This window comes from Nitratireductor sp. PBL-C9 (genome assembly GCF_050877045.1).
In the GTDB taxonomy this organism is placed as follows: domain Bacteria; phylum Pseudomonadota; class Alphaproteobacteria; order Rhizobiales; family Rhizobiaceae; genus Nitratireductor; species Nitratireductor aquimarinus.
In genome coordinates, this window is record NZ_JBPAXW010000002.1 from 566,274 (window position 1) to 580,641 (window position 14,368).

Here is a 14,368-nt window from a genome sequence, read left to right on the forward strand (position 1 = left end):
TGCGCTCCGGCAGCAGGCATGACCGTCGCCGTGACGGTCCTGTCTTCGCAGGCACCGTATGATGGCGGCGGCTCCGGTTTTCCCGTTCAGGCGAGGCAGGCATGCGTGCAGGCTCGGTCTTAGTCGTTCTGGGCGTCGCTTTCGCGGTCGCTCTATCGGCGGCGCTCTGGCTGGTGCTGGTGGAAGGGGCGGCGGATGACGCCGCACTCCTGAAGCCCGATGACCGGCAGCTCGTTGCACGCGGCAGGGAAATCTACGCGGCCAATTGCGCCTCGTGTCACGGCGCAGACCTTGAAGGCGAGACCGCGGACTGGCACACGCCCATGCCGGATGGCTCCATGCCCGCGCCACCCCATGACGAAACCGGGCACACCTGGCACCACAATGACACGCTGCTTTTCGCGATAACGAAACACGGTGTGGCTGCGGCAGCCAATCTCGACGATTACGTTTCGGCAATGCCGGTCTATGATGGCATTCTGTCGGATGAGGAGATCGTTGCGGTGCTGTCCTACATCAAGAGCACCTGGCCCGATGAGATACGCGAGGGCCACGACGAACTGAACGCGCGTTCCGCGCAGGAGCGAACACGATGAAACGACGTCACTTTCTCACAGGTGCAACCGCGCTGGCTGCGATAGGCGCTGCCGGCATCGTGCTGCGACCCTCATTGCCACCCGCCGCAGCCCTTGCCGCAGACCGCGCGCCGCTGCGCATGCCGACGCTGATCGACACGACTGAGACCGGTCGTTTCGAGGTGGTGGCGCAGACCGGGCAGACGGATTTCGGCGGCGGGCTGAGCGCCCAGACCATCGGCTTCAACCAGTCCTATCTCGGACCCGTCGTGCGCATGAAGAAGGGGCCGCTGGAGGCCAGGGTGGGCAACACGCTACCGATCCCCGTCAGTGCGCACTGGCATGGCCTTCTTGTGCCCGGAGAGCATGATGGCGGCCCGCATCTGCCCGTGGAGCCCGGTGGCGAGTGGGTTCCCGACATGGAGATCGACCAGTCGCCCTGCACCGCGTTCTTCCACACCCATATCCATGGCCGCACGGCGCGTGATGTCTATGCCGGGCTTGCCGGCGCAATCCACGTCACCGATGGTCTGGATGACGAGCGCGGCCTGCCGTCCACCTATGGAGTCGATGATCTGACGCTCCTTTTGCAGGACCGGCGCTTCACGCAGGATGGCGAACTCGCCTATGCAAGCTCCATGATGGACATCATGCATGGCATGACAGGCGACACGATGCTCATCAACGGGCAGCTCGATCCGGTGGCCGTGGTGCCGAAATCCATCGTCCGCCTGCGGCTGATCAATGCGTCGAATGCGCGGATCTATTCGCTCTTCTGTGATGACGGGCGGCCCATGCATCTGGTTGCGACGGATGGCGGCTATCTGCCGGTACCCGCGGCTTTGGAGACACTGCGCCTGTCGCCGGGCGAACGGGCCGAGATCCTTGTCGATTTCTCCGACGGTCGGGCGATGACGCTTGCGAGCGATGGCGATCCCAATTCAGGCATGGGCGGCATGATGGGACGCGCGCTTGGCATGGTGGACAGGGTCACGGGGCTGCGGCAGTTCCCGGTTCTTCCGTTCACTGTCGATGAGCGTCTTGAAGGCTCGATCAAGCGTCTGCCAGACAATCTCGGCGGCATCCGTCCGGATCATGACCCGGCAAAAACTGCCGCAACGCGCCGCTTCTCGCTCGATATGGGTATGGGCGGCGGCATGGGGGGTGGCATGGGCGGCAGAGGCATGGGGGGCAGTGGAATGATGGGGGGCTTCTCCATCAATGGCCGCCCCTTCGAGATGGGGGTGATCAATGAGGAAGTGGAACGCGGGACGACGGAACGCTGGATCGTGACCACGAACATGCTCACGCACCCGTTTCACGTCCATGGCGTGTCGTTTCAGGTGGTCAGCGTCAACGGACGCGAACCGGGGCCGGAAGACCAGGGCTGGAAAGACACGGTTCTTGTCGATGGCGAAACAGAGCTGCTGGTGCGGTTCGATCACCCGGCGAGCAGGGACACGCCCTTCATGTATCACTGCCACATTCTCGAACACGAGGACGCCGGCATGATGGGGCAGTTTACCGTGAGCTGAGCGCGGTGCTTCAGGTGACGCCGCGCGCACTACTTCATCAGATACTTGACCAGCGCGGCGATCGCCAGAATGACCAGAACACCAATCAGCAGCATCCAGAGACCGCCGAACCCCATCATTCCCGTGCCCATGAAGTCGTTCATCATGATGTCTTCTCCTGTATCGGCCTTTGCAGGGTAGAGGTTCCATCTGGTGGAAGGTCAAGCGTGAGGGCGAAAGGCGATTGACCTTCCGGTTACTGGAAGGATTAGCTTCATCGAATCGAGACGATCTTCACCTGAAGGAGCAGCAAATGGTGACGTTGAATGTGCCTGACATGACGTGCGGGCATTGCGCAAAAGCGGTGACCGAAGCGGTCAAGAGCGTGGATTCGAATGCAGCGGTCAATGTCGACCTGGAAACGAAGACGGTTCAGATCGACAGCCAGAGCGCCGATGCCGCCGTCATTCAGGCGCTCGACGCGGCCGGCTATCCCTCGGACGTGAAAACGGCCTGAGCGGACACACCAATGAAATGGCAAAGGGCGGTGAGCTTCTGTTCGCCGCCCTTTTGCATGAGCGCCGTTAACCGGGCAGGCTTGCGCATCGGGCCCGGCGGCCTATCCTTGGAGCATGGTTTCGGGCGCTCGGGGAAGTCGAGTGAGAGATCTGTTTCGACTGTCACGCTATCACTGGCTGTTTCTGTTCATGGTCATGGCGCTGTGCGCGTTTCTGACGGCATTTCTGTCGTTTCAGCTCATCAATGTGGCTATGGCCAATCTGGATTTTCTGCTCAGGCACGGCCTGATGGGGATCGCCGATGGCGGTCTCCTGCAGTTCCTTTCCATTCTCGCGAAAGGGTTTTTGATCGTGCTCTTCTATTTCGGCTTCAAGGGCATTGAGGCCGAACTCCTGCAACGCTGGCGCAATCCGCGTCAGAAGTGAAGCGGCTCCGGTCCTATGCCGCGATGGCGATTTCGACGCGGTTGCGGCCGGCAGATTTTGCCCGGTAGAGCGCCATGTCGGCGCGCTTGAATGCGGCTGAAAAGGGCTCGGCAGCATCTTCGCCATTGTTGGCGTAGACGCCAATGCTCACGCTGATCCGGATTTCCGCGCCGTCCTCGTGCAGATAGGGCGTGGCTTCGACGGCCTTGCGCAGGCGCTCACCGAGGTTGAAACCGCGATTGGCGTCATGCATCGGCAGGACGAGCGCAATCTCTTCGCCGCCGAAACGCGCCACAAGGTCGCTCTGGCGCACATTGGCGCGCACCAGCGCGGCCAGATGCTTGAGCACTTTGTCGCCCACATCATGGCCGTGGACATCGTTGATCTGCTTGAAGTGATCGATGTCGATCAGCATCAATGTGCAGGCCTCGCCCCGTCGCATGGCGGAATCCATGATGTTGGGGCCGCGCATGTCGAACACGCGCCGGTTGGCGAGGCGGGTCAGTGCGTCGGTGGATGCTTCGCGCGTCAGCGTGTTCTCGCGCTCATATTGCTGGCGCTGGCGCTCGACAATGCCGCCGACGAGCATGGTGCCGAGCACGTTCATGAGCAGCATGACCGGGCCGACATTGGAGAGAAGCGCGATTGCCGTCTCGTATGGCAGAACGAACATGGAGAGCAGCGACAGGCCGGAGACCGCGCCGAGAAGGCCGAATGTCGGAAGGCTGATGCGCTCGCGCTTGAAGAGCATGGCGAAGGCAAGGCCTGCGCCTGCGCAAACCAGAATGCCGATCGCGCCGGCGATCGCACCCGCCCCGCCGATCCACAGGCGGAAAGCGATGGCTGCAACGGTGGTGAGACCGAGCGTGAGCCAGCCGCCGAAGCTCATGGCGAGAATTACGAAGGAGTTGCGCAGATCGAAGATGAGGCCGGGCGCCACCTGAACCGGCAGCGACATGGAGCCCACCGCACCGGCGGCAAACACCACGGCGATCAATGCGTGGCGCGTTGCGTCATTGGGGCTGCGACGCAGAACGATGTCGTAAAACAGCGCGGCAATTGCGGCGATACCCAAATTCTGCAAGACGCCGGAAATCAGAAGCGCTGTACTCATTGCATTATCCTTGCTCTCTCGGGACGCTAGGTAGACAAGGTTTCAATGCGGTAAAAGAGGTGGTGTGCCAGAAGCACCCGTCACCGATTTTTCAACCGCGCACCGGAGCATTCCCCGTGCGTCCGAATGAACGCAGGGCGAACTAGAAGAGGCTCCCCTGATCCTTCGGACCTTTGTCCGAGGGTTTGGGTTTCTTCGGGCTGGCTGCGACCTTGCGGCCGTCGCTGGCGGCAACCGCGCGGGTGGTCCCGTCGGCAAACTGTATCTGGAGCTCAAGGCCGGGCTGGATGTTGCGCGCCCGCTTGATGGGAAGGTCGTCAGGCCCGCGAACCAGCGCAAACCCGCGCTCCAGAACGCCTTCGTGCGACAGGGACTTCGCCAGACGCATGGCCTGATCGGCGCTTGCGTGACCCTGTTTGAGCTGCATGGCGACCTGTGTGTCGGCCCGGCGTTCGGCCTGTGCAAGGCGGTCGCGCCAATGCACGATGCGCTGCCGGAGCGCCGTCGGGGAGACGCGCGCGGCATCGCGGTCGAAGCGCGTGCGCTGGGCGCGCACAAGGGCGAGGAAGACGCCTGGCAGACGTTCGCCGGAGGCTGCGGTGCGTCGTCGCACCTCGCTCAGACGGCGCTCCAGCGTGGCTGGTGACAGCCGCACGCCATTGAAGGTCAGTCGCTTGCGCTGCGTCGCGGCGGTGAGCGCGCGGCCGAGCCGGCCAGCGGCCTCATCGAAGCGGCGGCGCGGCAGGGCCAGAAGCTGGTCGGGCGAGGGCAGGGCGCGTGACAGCGCCTGCAGCGCCTGCCGCTTGCGGTCGCCTTCCCGTGAGACCGCGCCTTTCAGCCTCGCGGAAAGCCGGGCAACGGAGGCTTCCAGATCGGCCTTCACCGGCACGGCCATCTCGGCGGCGCCCGTCGGTGTGGGCGCGCGGCGGTCCGCCACGAGATCGATCAGCGTCCAGTCGGTTTCATGGCCGACGGCGGAGATGACCGGAATGTCCGAGGCCGCGACAGCACGCACCACGGCTTCGTCGTTGAAGCCCCACAGGTCTTCCAGACTGCCGCCGCCGCGCGCAACGATCACGAGGTCGGGGCGCGGCAGTGGTCCGCCTTCGGGCAGGGCGTTGAAGCCGGCCACGGCGTTGGACACTTCATCGCCCGTGGTCTCGCCCTGCACACGAACGGGCCAGACGAGCACATGAACCGGAAACCGGTCGGAGATGCGGTGGATGATGTCGCGGATCACCGCGCCCGTGGGGGACGTGACGACGCCGATGACACGCGGCATGAAGGGGATGGGCTTCTTGCGGCTGTCCTCGAAGAGCCCTTCTGCGGCGAGCTTCTTCTTGCGTTCTTCCAGAAGCGCCATCAGCGCCCCGGCGCCGGCCGGCTCCACGCTTTCGATGACGATCTGGTATTTCGACGAGCCCGGATAGGTGGTGAGCTTGCCGGTGACGATGATCTCAAGCCCTTCCTGCGGCAGGAATTTGAGCTTGGAGAAGACGCCGCGCCAGATCACGGCTTCAAGCCGGGAGCGGTCGTCCTTGAGTGCGAAATAGGCGTGGCCGGATGAATGGGGCCCGCGATAGCCGGACACCTCGCCGCGCACGCGCACATGCCCGAACCTGTCTTCCACGGTGCGCTTCAGCGCACCCGAAATCTCACTGACGGAGAATTCCGCAACATTGCTCTGCGAATCGGCTGGGCGTATCTTTTCCATAATTTCCGATTGAGACGTTCCGGGTCCACGGGGTCAAGCCCGCGCCATCTGCCGTGCCCCGTCGCCCGCCTCACCAGCCATTCAGCAAATGGCCGGGGCGCAGGCGTTTGTTGCGCGAATTCAGGAACGCAGCGTTGAAATCATAGCTGCCGTTTTCTTCCAGAAAGGCGGGGACAGAGAGATTGTCCAGGCTCTCGGAGATGTGGCGCGCCAGCGCGTCGATGATCTCGGCCTGCCCGGTGTGGCCGCGCATCAGACCGATATGGCAGTCGGGCAGCGCCTTGAAGCCATCGGCCTCTCCCAGAACGCGCATGCCGGGGCGCAGGGCGCATTCGGGCAGAACCGAGATGGCGAGCCCCGACAGAACCGCCGTGGCGATGACGGTGGCCGAGAAGCTGGTGAAGAGGACGCGATAGTCGCGGCCCTCCTCTTCGAGGGCTGCGCAGGCCGTGCGCCGCCACAGGCAGTTCGGCCGCCCAAACGCCATGGGCAGAACCTCGCGTTCATGGACCGTGTGATTGGCCGAGCTGACCCACAGGATCGGTTCGCGGCGCACCGGCTCCGATCCGCCTCTGGAATCATCATGCGTGACAAGCGCCAGATCAAGCGTTCCCTTGCGGATGTGCTCGACCAGATTGGATGTCGGTTCGCAGGCGACCGAGAGCTCGACACGCGGGTTGGAACGCGAAAAACGCGCCATGATCTCCGGCAGGAAGCGGTCGGCGTAATCATCGGGTGTGCCGATGCGGATATGGCCTTCCAGGCTGGCGTCATCAAAAGCGGCCAGCGTCTCGCGGTTCAGCCGCAGCATGCGGCGCGCATAGGCCAGGAGGCGCTCGCCATCCTCCGTCAGACGATTGGTTCTGCCGTCCTTCTGAAACAGCGTCTTGCCGATCCGCTCTTCCAGCCGGCGCATCTGCATGGACACGGCAGACTGGGTGCGGTGCACCTCTTCGGCGGCCCGCGTAAAACTTCCCGTATCGGCAATCGCGATGAAGGTTGCGAGCTGGTCGAGGTCGAGTGGGGCGGCCATGGATCAATCCATCATTGAAGCTGATGATAAAGATTAGAAACATTCGTTCGACTAATCAATAAGCCTTTGACACTATCGCGCTGTCTTCGGAAATGGCCTGCCCGTCCCTTCTCACCCCCCTGGCCAACCCCCTGGCCAAACCCTGTCAGGGCAAGCCGTTTCCCAGTGTCACCGCCGATATGAAGGATTTGTTCGATGCCACGCGCACACACCGATGCTCTCGCCGTAACCGCTGTCCCGCAGCCGGCTGGCGTGGTGCGTGCGCTCACGGTGTCGCTATGCGCCAAATTCACGGGCCTCTTGAGCGCGCGCCGCGCCGCGCGTCAGCTCTCGGAAATGTCCGACTGGCAGCTTGCCGATATCGGGCTGACGCGTTGTGATGTTGATACCGCCGCGCTCAGTGTGCCACGCGCCCAGATGACGCGACAGTTACAGACCGTCGCTCACGAGCGGGCGCGCATGGCGGCCATTCATGGCGCAGCCGGACACAAATCGTGAGTTTCGAGCGTTTTTCTGATCCCAAGCAGGCCTGACTCCCGCATGCCGGTTCCCCCCGGCAGCCTGCCACTTGCCCGGTCCTCTGGACCGGGCTTTTTTATGCGTGGAGACTTCAGGCGGTGTCGTCGTCGTCCTGATCGAGCGGGCGACCCGGAAGGACATAGCTGCCCGACAGCCAGCGATTGAGGTCGACGTTCTTGCAACGCTTGGAGCAGAAGGGATAGTGCGCGCGCAGCGATTCCTTGCCGCATTCCGGGCAGGGACGCTTGGGGCGCAGCGGCGTGACCTTTTCTTTCTGGTCCTGATCCATCTCAGCGCGCTCCCAGTCCGGACAGCCAGTTGAAGTGTACCTTGTAGCCCTCGGCGACCAGAAGGTTGACCGTTTCATAGAGGGGCAGGCCGACCACATTGGTGTAGGAGCCGACCAGTTTGACGACAAACGTGCCTGCGAGCCCCTGAATGGCGTAGCCGCCGGCCTTGCCGCGCCACTCGCCCGAAGCGAGATAGCTTTCCAGTTCCTCATGCGACAGGCGCTTGAAGCGTACGCGCGTCTCGACGATGCGCTGGCGCACCTTTCCCGAAGGCGTGATGAGGCAAAGCCCGGTGTAGACCCGGTGGGCGCGGCCCGAGAGCAGCTGCAGGCAGTTGGATGCCTCGTCCACCATTTCGGCCTTGGGCAGGATCCGGCGGCCAACCGACACGACCGTGTCTGCGGCCAGCAGGTAATGACCTTCCGCCTCGCCATCCTGCGTCAGGCGCTCATGCGCCTTCTCCGCCTTGCCAAGCGCCAGACGGCGGGCAAGCGAGCGGGGATGTTCGCTCTTTAGCGGCGTTTCGTCGATATCGGCAGGCGCAAGGCGGTCCGGCTCGATGCCTGCCTGCTGCAGGAGTTCGACGCGGCGGGGCGAGCCAGAGGCCAGCACGAGTTTCTGCAGTGCGCTCATTGCAATGTCACCGACCGCGTCAGACGGCTTACTTGAAGCGGTAGGTGATGCGGCCCTTGGTCAGGTCGTAGGGCGTCATCTCGACGAGCACCTTGTCACCTGTCAGAACGCGGATGCGGTTCTTGCGCATGCGTCCAGCGGTGTGGGCGATGATCTCGTGTTCATTTTCCAGCTTCACGCGAAACATTGCGTTGGGCAGCAGTTCTGTGACCACGCCTGGAAACTCCAGGACTTCTTCCTTTGGCATCCGTTACCTTCGGCTCTTTTAGGATATTTCCGGCCGACGACCGGAATTTGGCGCGGAACCTAGCCCATTCATCACCCTTTGTGAACAAGCCAAACCCCGGCAAACGTGAATTTGTGTCGGAATTGTTTCACGTTTCGAAGCGCTGGGCGATGGATGCGGCCAGACGGTCGCGCACATCGCGGTAGGCGGCGACGATCTGGTCGCGTGTGCCGCTGACCACGGTGGGGTCCATCGTCGGCCAGTATTCCACGTCAGCCGCGATGGTTCGCGTCATGTCGAGAGCGCGGTGATGCGCCTCGGGCGACAGGGTGATGATCAGATCGAAATTGGTGTCCGCCAGCTCTTCGATGGACTGCGGCTGGCGCGTGCCCAGCGAAAGGCCCTTCTCGTCCAGCACAGCATCGACAAAGGGGTCGCGCTCGCCGGCGCGAAGGCCGGCAGACGCCAGAAACACGCCGGCTGGCAGGCTTTGCCGCGCCAGCGCCTCGGCCATGGGAGAGCGAATGGCGTTCATGCCGCACAGAAACAACACCGATTGCGGCGCACGCTGTTTCTCCGCGACGCCGGGGCTCATGACTGCACCCTGCCGTGGCAGGTGCACATGACGCGCCTCAGCCCCGCCAATGCAGCACGCAAACCAGGGTGAAGAGCCGCCGGGCGGTGTCGAAGTCGACCTCGATCTTGTCTTTCAGGCGATCCATCAGGGTTTGCGATCCCTCATTGTGCAGACCGCGCCGGCCCATGTCGATAGCCTCGATCTGGCTGGGCGTGGCGCTGCGAATGGCATCGTAATAGCTTTCGCAGATCATGAAATAGTCTTTCACGATGCGCCGGAAGGGGGTGAGCGACAGAATATGGGTCACCACGGCCTCGTCATTTTCACGGGAGATCGCGAAGACCAGGCGGGAATCGACAAGAGAGAGTTTCAGCTTGTAGGGGCCGTCCTTCTTGTCGCCGACGGGCCGGAAGCAGTTTTCCTCGACCAGGTCGAAGATCGCGACCGCCCGTTCATGCTCGACATCGGGCGTCCCGCGGCCAACGGACTCATCGAGTTCGACATCGATCAGACGTGCCGTGTCGGAGTCCGGACAAGCCATGTCAGACGTCGTGGCTTGGTCGGCTTGGCGTTTCCCACGCCGCGCCGAGATCGGTGAGCCGCGCCTCGATACACTCGACATCAAGGCGCAGCGCGGCATCGCCGGAGAAGATCAGTTCGACCACCCCCGACGGTTCCTGCGTGGGGACGAAGTTGATCGCCAGAAGCGAGAGAACGTCGTTCGGCCTGTTGCGGTCGATCCCTGCCGTGCGCACGGACTGGACCCGGTCGAAGTGAAGAACGCTGCGGCGGCGCTCATGCGGGGACTGTCTCAGGAAGCTGCGCTTGGTCTCGTTTTCCCAGACAAAGCGGTTGAAGGCCGCTGCAAAGCGCCGGTTCGACGGCTCGAATGCAAGATCGCCAACCTTGACGACCGCGTCCTGCAGGTGCGCCGAAAGTATGCCGAGATCGACATCGTCGAGCGCTACGAGCTTGAGAAAATCCATGTTAACGCGCCACTCAGGTTCAGCTTGAAATACGCTCGATCACTGCGCCACAGGCGGAGAGTTTTTCTTCCAGCCGCTCAAAGCCGCGATCCAGATGATAGACGCGGTTTACCTCTGTCTGGCCCTGTGCCGCAAGGGCAGCGATGACCAGCGATACCGAAGCGCGCAGATCGGTGGCCATCACCGGCGCCCCGCGCAGCTCCGAAACGCCGTCCACTACCGCGGTCTGGCCCGAAAGCGAGATATTCGCGCCCAGGCGCGCCAGCTCCTGCACGTGCATGAAGCGGTTTTCGAAAATCGTCTCGGTGATGTGCGAGCGCCCCTTGGCCATGGTCATCAGGCCCATGAACTGCGCCTGCAGATCGGTGGGGAAGCCGGGAAAGGGCTGTGTGGTGATGTCGACCGGGTTGATGCCGGCGCCATTGCGGCGCACGCGGATGCCGCTGTTGGTGCGGGTGATCTCTGCGCCGGTCTGTTCCAGCGTGTCGAGCACGGCTTCCAGAAGGTCTGCCTGCGCGCCCTCGAGCATCACGTCGCCGCCAGTCATGGCAACGGCCATGGCGTAGGTGCCGGTCTCGATGCGGTCGGGGATCACGCGATGGCGCGCACCCGAAAGGCTGGTCACGCCTTCAATGGTGATGGTGTCCGTGCCGGCGCCAGAAATCTTCGCGCCCATGGCGTTGAGGCAGTCGGCCAGATTGACGATTTCTGGCTCGCGCGCGGAATTCTCCAGCACCGTCTCGCCCTTGGCGAGTGCTGCGGCCATCATCAGCACATGCGTTGCGCCGACCGAAATCTTTGGAAACACATAGCGGTTGCCGATGAGGCCGTTCTTGGCCTTCGCGTTCACGTAACCCTGCTCGATCTCGATCTCCGCGCCCAGAGCGCGCAGTCCGTCGATGAAGAGGTCAACAGGGCGGGTGCCGATGGCGCAGCCGCCGGGCAGCGAGACGCGGGCCACGCCCATGCGCGCCAGAAGCGGTCCGATCACCCAGAAGCTCGCGCGCATCTTCGAGACGAGCTCGTAGGGAGCCGTGGTGTCAACGATGCTGCGGGCGGTGAAATGAATGGTGCGCGAATAGCCCTTTTGCTGGTTCTCGCGGCGACCGTTCACCGAATAGTCGACACCGTGATTGCCGAGAATGCGGATCAGGCTTTCGACGTCGGCCAGATGCGGAACATTGTCCAGCGTGAGCGTGTCGTCTGTCAAAAGCGACGCGATCATCAGCGGCAGCGCTGCGTTCTTGGCGCCCGAAATCGGCAACGTGCCATTCAGCTCGTTACCACCGGTTATGCGTATGCGGTCCATCCGTTCTCACTTTCCGGGCGCTTGTTCCGACATGGTCTGATCGTGGGCTGTCCCCGATTTGCCGGCAGCGATCTGCCAGCCCCGACTTGCCTGAATACGCCGATTGCCTTGCGGTATCGTAAAGGAATGCTTGATCGCGGCGGAATTGGAGCATGCGACGCCGCGAAGCGTTTGCCGCAAGACGTATTCGTTTAAATTGGTCCTAAAACATGGCCGCGCGCTGCGCAAGGCGGGGAATGCGTCGTGAAACGCCGTTATTCTTCCGATTCCGCCGGGCTCGATTGCAGGCCCTCGGGGCGTTGGTCTGCCTCGCCCTGACGGCGCGAGCGCGCCTGGGCCTTGCGGCGGGCGAGGTTGGCGCGCAATTGCGCTGCGAGGCGATTCTTGCGTTCTTCATCGCCCTTGCTGCCGACGGCGGGCGGATTCTGTTTATCGGCTTTGCTCACATGAGGCTCCATGTCAGTTGAAACCGCCTTTCTATGGCTTTCTCAGGGCGCGCAGAGAGCGCCGTTTGGGCCGGCTTTGGCGGCAAATTTCACAAGCTTCTATCAAACTGTGCAATTGAATGCGAATGTGCGCTTGCGCAATGCTTTTCATTGTGGCAGAAGTCCGCCGCATCACAGAGACAGACGCAGTTCTGTTCGTGGTGAGCGAAACGCAGACGCATCATCCGTCACCCCGGCGTTTCCGCCTTATGGCATGCTGCCGTAGCTCAGGGGTAGAGCACTCCCTTGGTAAGGGAGAGGTCGAGAGTTCGAATCTCTCCGGCAGCACCAGTCATCATCAAATCCATAAATGCAGTATACCTAACGGTTTCCACAGGAACACCGTAAGCGCACGCTGCCTTACGGCGTAGCGTTCGCGTGTGGTGGCTTACTTGTTCATAAGCCGCGCGGTGCGGATTTTGAGAATCATCGGCGACGGGCGAGCCATGGCGGTGTTTTGTTACCGCACAGCTTTGCGTGTCGGAGTTCGGTCCAGTCTCCGGGGCTTAATTCGAGGTGTTCATGATCCGGGCAGGCCATTGGGAGAGTCCCGAAGACTCTCACGGTGGCAGGCGTCGAATGCGTAGTGCGTTTTCCAATGCGTAACACTGCTGGCCAGCGCATGAATTGCCATGCCTGCCACGGCAACTCGAACAGTCATGCCAACTTTGTGGCACGCAGCACGCCGATATCGTTACGCACCGTTTACGCCGGGCAGCCCTGCTGCCTGTTTGTCGCGACGGTTGAAACAATGACAGGAGAGGATGGTGCCTGGCTTAGACGCCGGCGCCGCAATTGCTCTCGAAACTTGCGAAAAGCGAGAGATGATGCTGCAGAAAAAAAATACCAATGAAGCTGGGGCTCGGGCGACAGGAAAAGAGGTGGCGCTGACCAGGGAGGCCTCGAGCGAAAAGCAGGCGAATGACGAGCGCCTTCTCGCCCTGGAGCGCCTTCTTGAGAATCCGGAGTTTCGAGCGTCCGACCGCAACAAGCGGTTTCTGCGTTTCGTGGTCGAGGAAACGGTGGCAGGGCGCGCCGACAGGATCAAGGCTTTCACCATTGCAGTTGATGTGTTCGGGCGCGACGCCAATTTCGATGCAACCGTCGATCCCATCGTCCGCATTGCCGCGGGGCAATTGCGCAAGTCGCTCAGGGAGTATTATGCCGAGGCCGGGCAGGGCGATGTCGTCCAGATTGCCATTCCGCTCGGCGCCTATGTTCCAACATTCGACAAGCGCTCATCGACATCCGCCTTCATGAGCAATCTGTCCCGGGGCTTCAACAAAGGCCCCTCTCTGGTCGCCGGTGCAGCACTGCTTGCCGCAGCGGCTCTAGCCGTGTCGACATATGCACCGGTCTGGCTCGGGCAGCCGGGCAAATCCGGAGGTGGCGGCGCTGTCCTGTTGCTCGACAGCGCTCGTGCAAATCCTTCCAGTGCGGACGCCACCCAACTCGCGAACATGCTGAACGACGCGCTGTGGCTGAAGGTCGGCCGGGAGGAGGGAATTCGCTCGGTCGGGGTGCGTCCGGAGGAAAAGCTCGATGCGGTAAGCGCCCGCGTTCGCGAGACATATGGAGCAGGCAGCAATGTTTATGAGCTGCTGACCAGTGTGCAGGTCGAGTCCGGTGAAGTTCGGATCTACTGGCACCTGCTGGATTCGGACTCGCGTGAAGTGCAGGTTTCCGCCCGGATGGAAGAAATGCTGGTTCCCGACGCGAAGGGAGATCTGGCCGACGCCATCGCGTCGCGGGTCGCGGCATCCCTGTTTGGGTATGAAGGTGTGCTCGCCCATTATCAGGCAGGGGCGAGGGTCGCCGCGCGCAGCCCGGAAGAATAGGCGGAGCAAGATCAGGCCGCGTCTCTCTTGCGGACTTGCAGAGAGGCACGGCCGCTTTCTATGGCGTCCTTTTCTTTTCACTGGCTCCTGCGGAGTGGCGTGAGACTGTTCAGCAAAAGCGAGCCTCTCGAACGCAAAGAACGCACCGGAAGGAGCGTGATCCTTCGGCGCGATGCCCGCATTCGTGCCGGCAAGGCAGGAGAGTGCGCCAGGGTCCTGACCCTAGCCCTGAAGTTTCAGCCGGAGACGCTTGATGCGCTCTTTCATGACGAGCTTCGGTCCGAAAAAGGGGTGATTGCGTTTGCAATCCTGGAGAAGGTCGAGGTCAACCGGTCCCTGCCGCACCATCAGAATATCCACTTCCGCACTGGAGTGGCCCTGTTGCGCCATCTCATCGAGAAGCACTTCAATGGAATGGTGGTCGGTTAGCGGTTTTGCGGGCACTTTCGGACCCCTGGATCAGGCAGCCGTACGAGGCGGTTGCGCTTTTGAGAAATTGGGTCCCAAAGCCTCGCCGACACTTCCAGGAAGTGAGGCAAGACTTTGGGAGAGGCCGGCCCGGGGGGCGGGAGGGCCGGCTTTGGCGGCACACTTCGCACGCGGTGCGAAGT

At 62.4% G+C, this 14,368-nt stretch carries 18 protein-coding genes and 1 tRNA gene; 8 read left to right on the top strand and 11 right to left on the bottom strand.

Annotation, left to right across the window (positions count from 1 at the left end):
- The first annotated feature begins 101 nt into the window (after positions 1-101).
- The 4 genes from ACRTG1_RS06480 (at position 102) to ACRTG1_RS06495 (ending at position 3,033) form a co-directional block, all read left to right on the top strand.
- The gene (locus ACRTG1_RS06480) at positions 102-596 is read left to right on the top strand and encodes a c-type cytochrome (protein WP_432515936.1); all 495 of its coding nucleotides are present in this window, start codon (positions 102-104) and stop codon (positions 594-596) included.
- On the top strand, positions 593-2,110 hold the full coding sequence (locus ACRTG1_RS06485) for a multicopper oxidase family protein (protein ID WP_432515937.1): 1,518 nt from the start codon (positions 593-595) through the stop codon (positions 2,108-2,110). Before ACRTG1_RS06480 ends, ACRTG1_RS06485 begins: the two co-directional genes overlap by 4 nt.
- A gap of 223 nt (positions 2,111-2,333) precedes the next feature.
- A complete protein-coding gene (locus ACRTG1_RS06490) occupies positions 2,334-2,606 on the top strand; it encodes a heavy-metal-associated domain-containing protein (RefSeq protein ID WP_222473803.1) in 273 nt (90 codons plus the stop codon).
- Positions 2,607-2,748: 142 nt separating this feature from the next.
- Positions 2,749-3,033 (top strand): hypothetical protein, encoded by a 285-nt coding sequence (locus ACRTG1_RS06495; RefSeq protein WP_113154245.1) that lies wholly within the window; start codon positions 2,749-2,751, stop codon positions 3,031-3,033.
- Between the two features lie 13 nt (positions 3,034-3,046).
- Here ACRTG1_RS06495 and ACRTG1_RS06500 read toward each other — a convergent pair whose 3' ends face one another.
- The 3 genes from ACRTG1_RS06500 to ACRTG1_RS06510 form a co-directional block, all read right to left on the bottom strand.
- Positions 3,047-4,147: a GGDEF domain-containing protein gene (locus tag ACRTG1_RS06500; protein WP_113154246.1), complete on the bottom strand. Its 1,101-nt coding sequence runs from the start codon at positions 4,145-4,147 to the stop codon at positions 3,047-3,049.
- Between the two features lie 142 nt (positions 4,148-4,289).
- Positions 4,290-5,861: an exodeoxyribonuclease VII large subunit gene (xseA, locus tag ACRTG1_RS06505; RefSeq protein WP_432515938.1), complete on the bottom strand. Its 1,572-nt coding sequence runs from the start codon at positions 5,859-5,861 to the stop codon at positions 4,290-4,292.
- Positions 5,862-5,931: 70 nt separating this feature from the next.
- The gene (locus ACRTG1_RS06510) at positions 5,932-6,894 is read right to left on the bottom strand and encodes a LysR substrate-binding domain-containing protein (RefSeq protein ID WP_113154248.1); all 963 of its coding nucleotides are present in this window, start codon (positions 6,892-6,894) and stop codon (positions 5,932-5,934) included.
- Between the two features lie 195 nt (positions 6,895-7,089).
- On the opposite strand from ACRTG1_RS06510, the gene ACRTG1_RS06515 reads away from it, so the two are divergent.
- The gene (locus ACRTG1_RS06515) at positions 7,090-7,392 is read left to right on the top strand and encodes a DUF1127 domain-containing protein (RefSeq protein ID WP_297562116.1); all 303 of its coding nucleotides are present in this window, start codon (positions 7,090-7,092) and stop codon (positions 7,390-7,392) included.
- Between the two features lie 112 nt (positions 7,393-7,504).
- Here ACRTG1_RS06515 and yacG read toward each other — a convergent pair whose 3' ends face one another.
- The 8 genes from yacG to ACRTG1_RS06555 all read right to left on the bottom strand — a co-directional run bounded on the left by yacG (position 7,505) and on the right by ACRTG1_RS06555 (position 11,892).
- The gene (gene yacG, locus ACRTG1_RS06520; RefSeq protein WP_113154250.1) at positions 7,505-7,702 is read right to left on the bottom strand and encodes a DNA gyrase inhibitor YacG; all 198 of its coding nucleotides are present in this window, start codon (positions 7,700-7,702) and stop codon (positions 7,505-7,507) included.
- Position 7,703: 1 nt separating this feature from the next.
- Entirely contained in the window at positions 7,704-8,336 is a 633-nt protein-coding gene (locus tag ACRTG1_RS06525; RefSeq protein ID WP_113154251.1) for a Maf-like protein, read from the bottom strand.
- 28 nt (positions 8,337-8,364) lie between these two features.
- Complete coding sequence (gene infA, locus ACRTG1_RS06530; RefSeq protein ID WP_006200926.1) at positions 8,365-8,583, bottom strand: translation initiation factor IF-1; 219 nt, start codon at positions 8,581-8,583, stop codon at positions 8,365-8,367.
- Between the two features lie 127 nt (positions 8,584-8,710).
- Positions 8,711-9,157: a low molecular weight phosphatase family protein gene (locus ACRTG1_RS06535; RefSeq protein WP_206544651.1), complete on the bottom strand. Its 447-nt coding sequence runs from the start codon at positions 9,155-9,157 to the stop codon at positions 8,711-8,713.
- 37 nt (positions 9,158-9,194) lie between these two features.
- Complete coding sequence (locus tag ACRTG1_RS06540; RefSeq protein ID WP_113154253.1) at positions 9,195-9,680, bottom strand: UPF0262 family protein; 486 nt, start codon at positions 9,678-9,680, stop codon at positions 9,195-9,197.
- Position 9,681: 1 nt separating this feature from the next.
- Positions 9,682-10,125, bottom strand: coding sequence for a DUF2948 family protein (locus ACRTG1_RS06545; protein WP_206544652.1), 444 nt, complete (start codon positions 10,123-10,125; stop codon positions 9,682-9,684).
- A gap of 19 nt (positions 10,126-10,144) precedes the next feature.
- Positions 10,145-11,434, bottom strand: a complete 1,290-nt coding sequence (murA, locus tag ACRTG1_RS06550) for a UDP-N-acetylglucosamine 1-carboxyvinyltransferase (RefSeq protein WP_113154255.1) — start codon at positions 11,432-11,434, stop codon at positions 10,145-10,147.
- Positions 11,435-11,688: 254 nt separating this feature from the next.
- Positions 11,689-11,892 (bottom strand): hypothetical protein, encoded by a 204-nt coding sequence (locus ACRTG1_RS06555; RefSeq protein WP_206544653.1) that lies wholly within the window; start codon positions 11,890-11,892, stop codon positions 11,689-11,691.
- 243 nt (positions 11,893-12,135) lie between these two features.
- On the opposite strand from ACRTG1_RS06555, the gene ACRTG1_RS06560 reads away from it, so the two are divergent.
- From ACRTG1_RS06560 to ACRTG1_RS06570, 3 genes are all read left to right on the top strand, one after another.
- Positions 12,136-12,210: transfer RNA gene (locus ACRTG1_RS06560), tRNA-Thr, on the top strand.
- A 533-nt stretch (positions 12,211-12,743) separates the two neighbouring features.
- Entirely contained in the window at positions 12,744-13,757 is a 1,014-nt protein-coding gene (locus ACRTG1_RS06565; RefSeq protein ID WP_432515939.1) for a hypothetical protein, read from the top strand.
- Positions 13,758-13,856: 99 nt separating this feature from the next.
- The gene (locus ACRTG1_RS06570) at positions 13,857-14,186 is read left to right on the top strand and encodes a hypothetical protein (protein WP_432515940.1); all 330 of its coding nucleotides are present in this window, start codon (positions 13,857-13,859) and stop codon (positions 14,184-14,186) included.
- The last annotated feature ends 182 nt before the right edge of the window (positions 14,187-14,368 follow it).

Bases quoted from the DNA above. Each gene is read 5' to 3' on its own strand.
- ACRTG1_RS06480 (WP_432515936.1), top strand. From the start codon at position 102: ATGCGTGCAGGCTCGGTCTTAGTCGTTCTGGGCGTCGCTTTCGCGGTC.
- ACRTG1_RS06485 (WP_432515937.1), top strand. From the start codon at position 593: ATGAAACGACGTCACTTTCTCACAGGTGCAACCGCGCTGGCTGCGATA.
- ACRTG1_RS06500 (WP_113154246.1), bottom strand. From the start codon at position 4,147: ATGAGTACAGCGCTTCTGATTTCCGGCGTCTTGCAGAATTTGGGTATC.
- xseA (WP_432515938.1), bottom strand. From the start codon at position 5,861: ATGGAAAAGATACGCCCAGCCGATTCGCAGAGCAATGTTGCGGAATTC.
- ACRTG1_RS06510 (WP_113154248.1), bottom strand. From the start codon at position 6,894: ATGGCCGCCCCACTCGACCTCGACCAGCTCGCAACCTTCATCGCGATT.
- ACRTG1_RS06515 (WP_297562116.1), top strand. From the start codon at position 7,090: ATGCCACGCGCACACACCGATGCTCTCGCCGTAACCGCTGTCCCGCAG.
- yacG (WP_113154250.1), bottom strand. From the start codon at position 7,702: ATGGATCAGGACCAGAAAGAAAAGGTCACGCCGCTGCGCCCCAAGCGT.
- ACRTG1_RS06525 (WP_113154251.1), bottom strand. From the start codon at position 8,336: ATGAGCGCACTGCAGAAACTCGTGCTGGCCTCTGGCTCGCCCCGCCGC.
- infA (WP_006200926.1), bottom strand. From the start codon at position 8,583: ATGCCAAAGGAAGAAGTCCTGGAGTTTCCAGGCGTGGTCACAGAACTG.
- ACRTG1_RS06535 (WP_206544651.1), bottom strand. From the start codon at position 9,157: ATGAGCCCCGGCGTCGCGGAGAAACAGCGTGCGCCGCAATCGGTGTTG.
- ACRTG1_RS06540 (WP_113154253.1), bottom strand. From the start codon at position 9,680: ATGGCTTGTCCGGACTCCGACACGGCACGTCTGATCGATGTCGAACTC.
- ACRTG1_RS06545 (WP_206544652.1), bottom strand. From the start codon at position 10,125: ATGGATTTTCTCAAGCTCGTAGCGCTCGACGATGTCGATCTCGGCATA.
- murA (WP_113154255.1), bottom strand. From the start codon at position 11,434: ATGGACCGCATACGCATAACCGGTGGTAACGAGCTGAATGGCACGTTG.
- ACRTG1_RS06555 (WP_206544653.1), bottom strand. From the start codon at position 11,892: ATGGAGCCTCATGTGAGCAAAGCCGATAAACAGAATCCGCCCGCCGTC.
- ACRTG1_RS06565 (WP_432515939.1), top strand. From the start codon at position 12,744: ATGATGCTGCAGAAAAAAAATACCAATGAAGCTGGGGCTCGGGCGACA.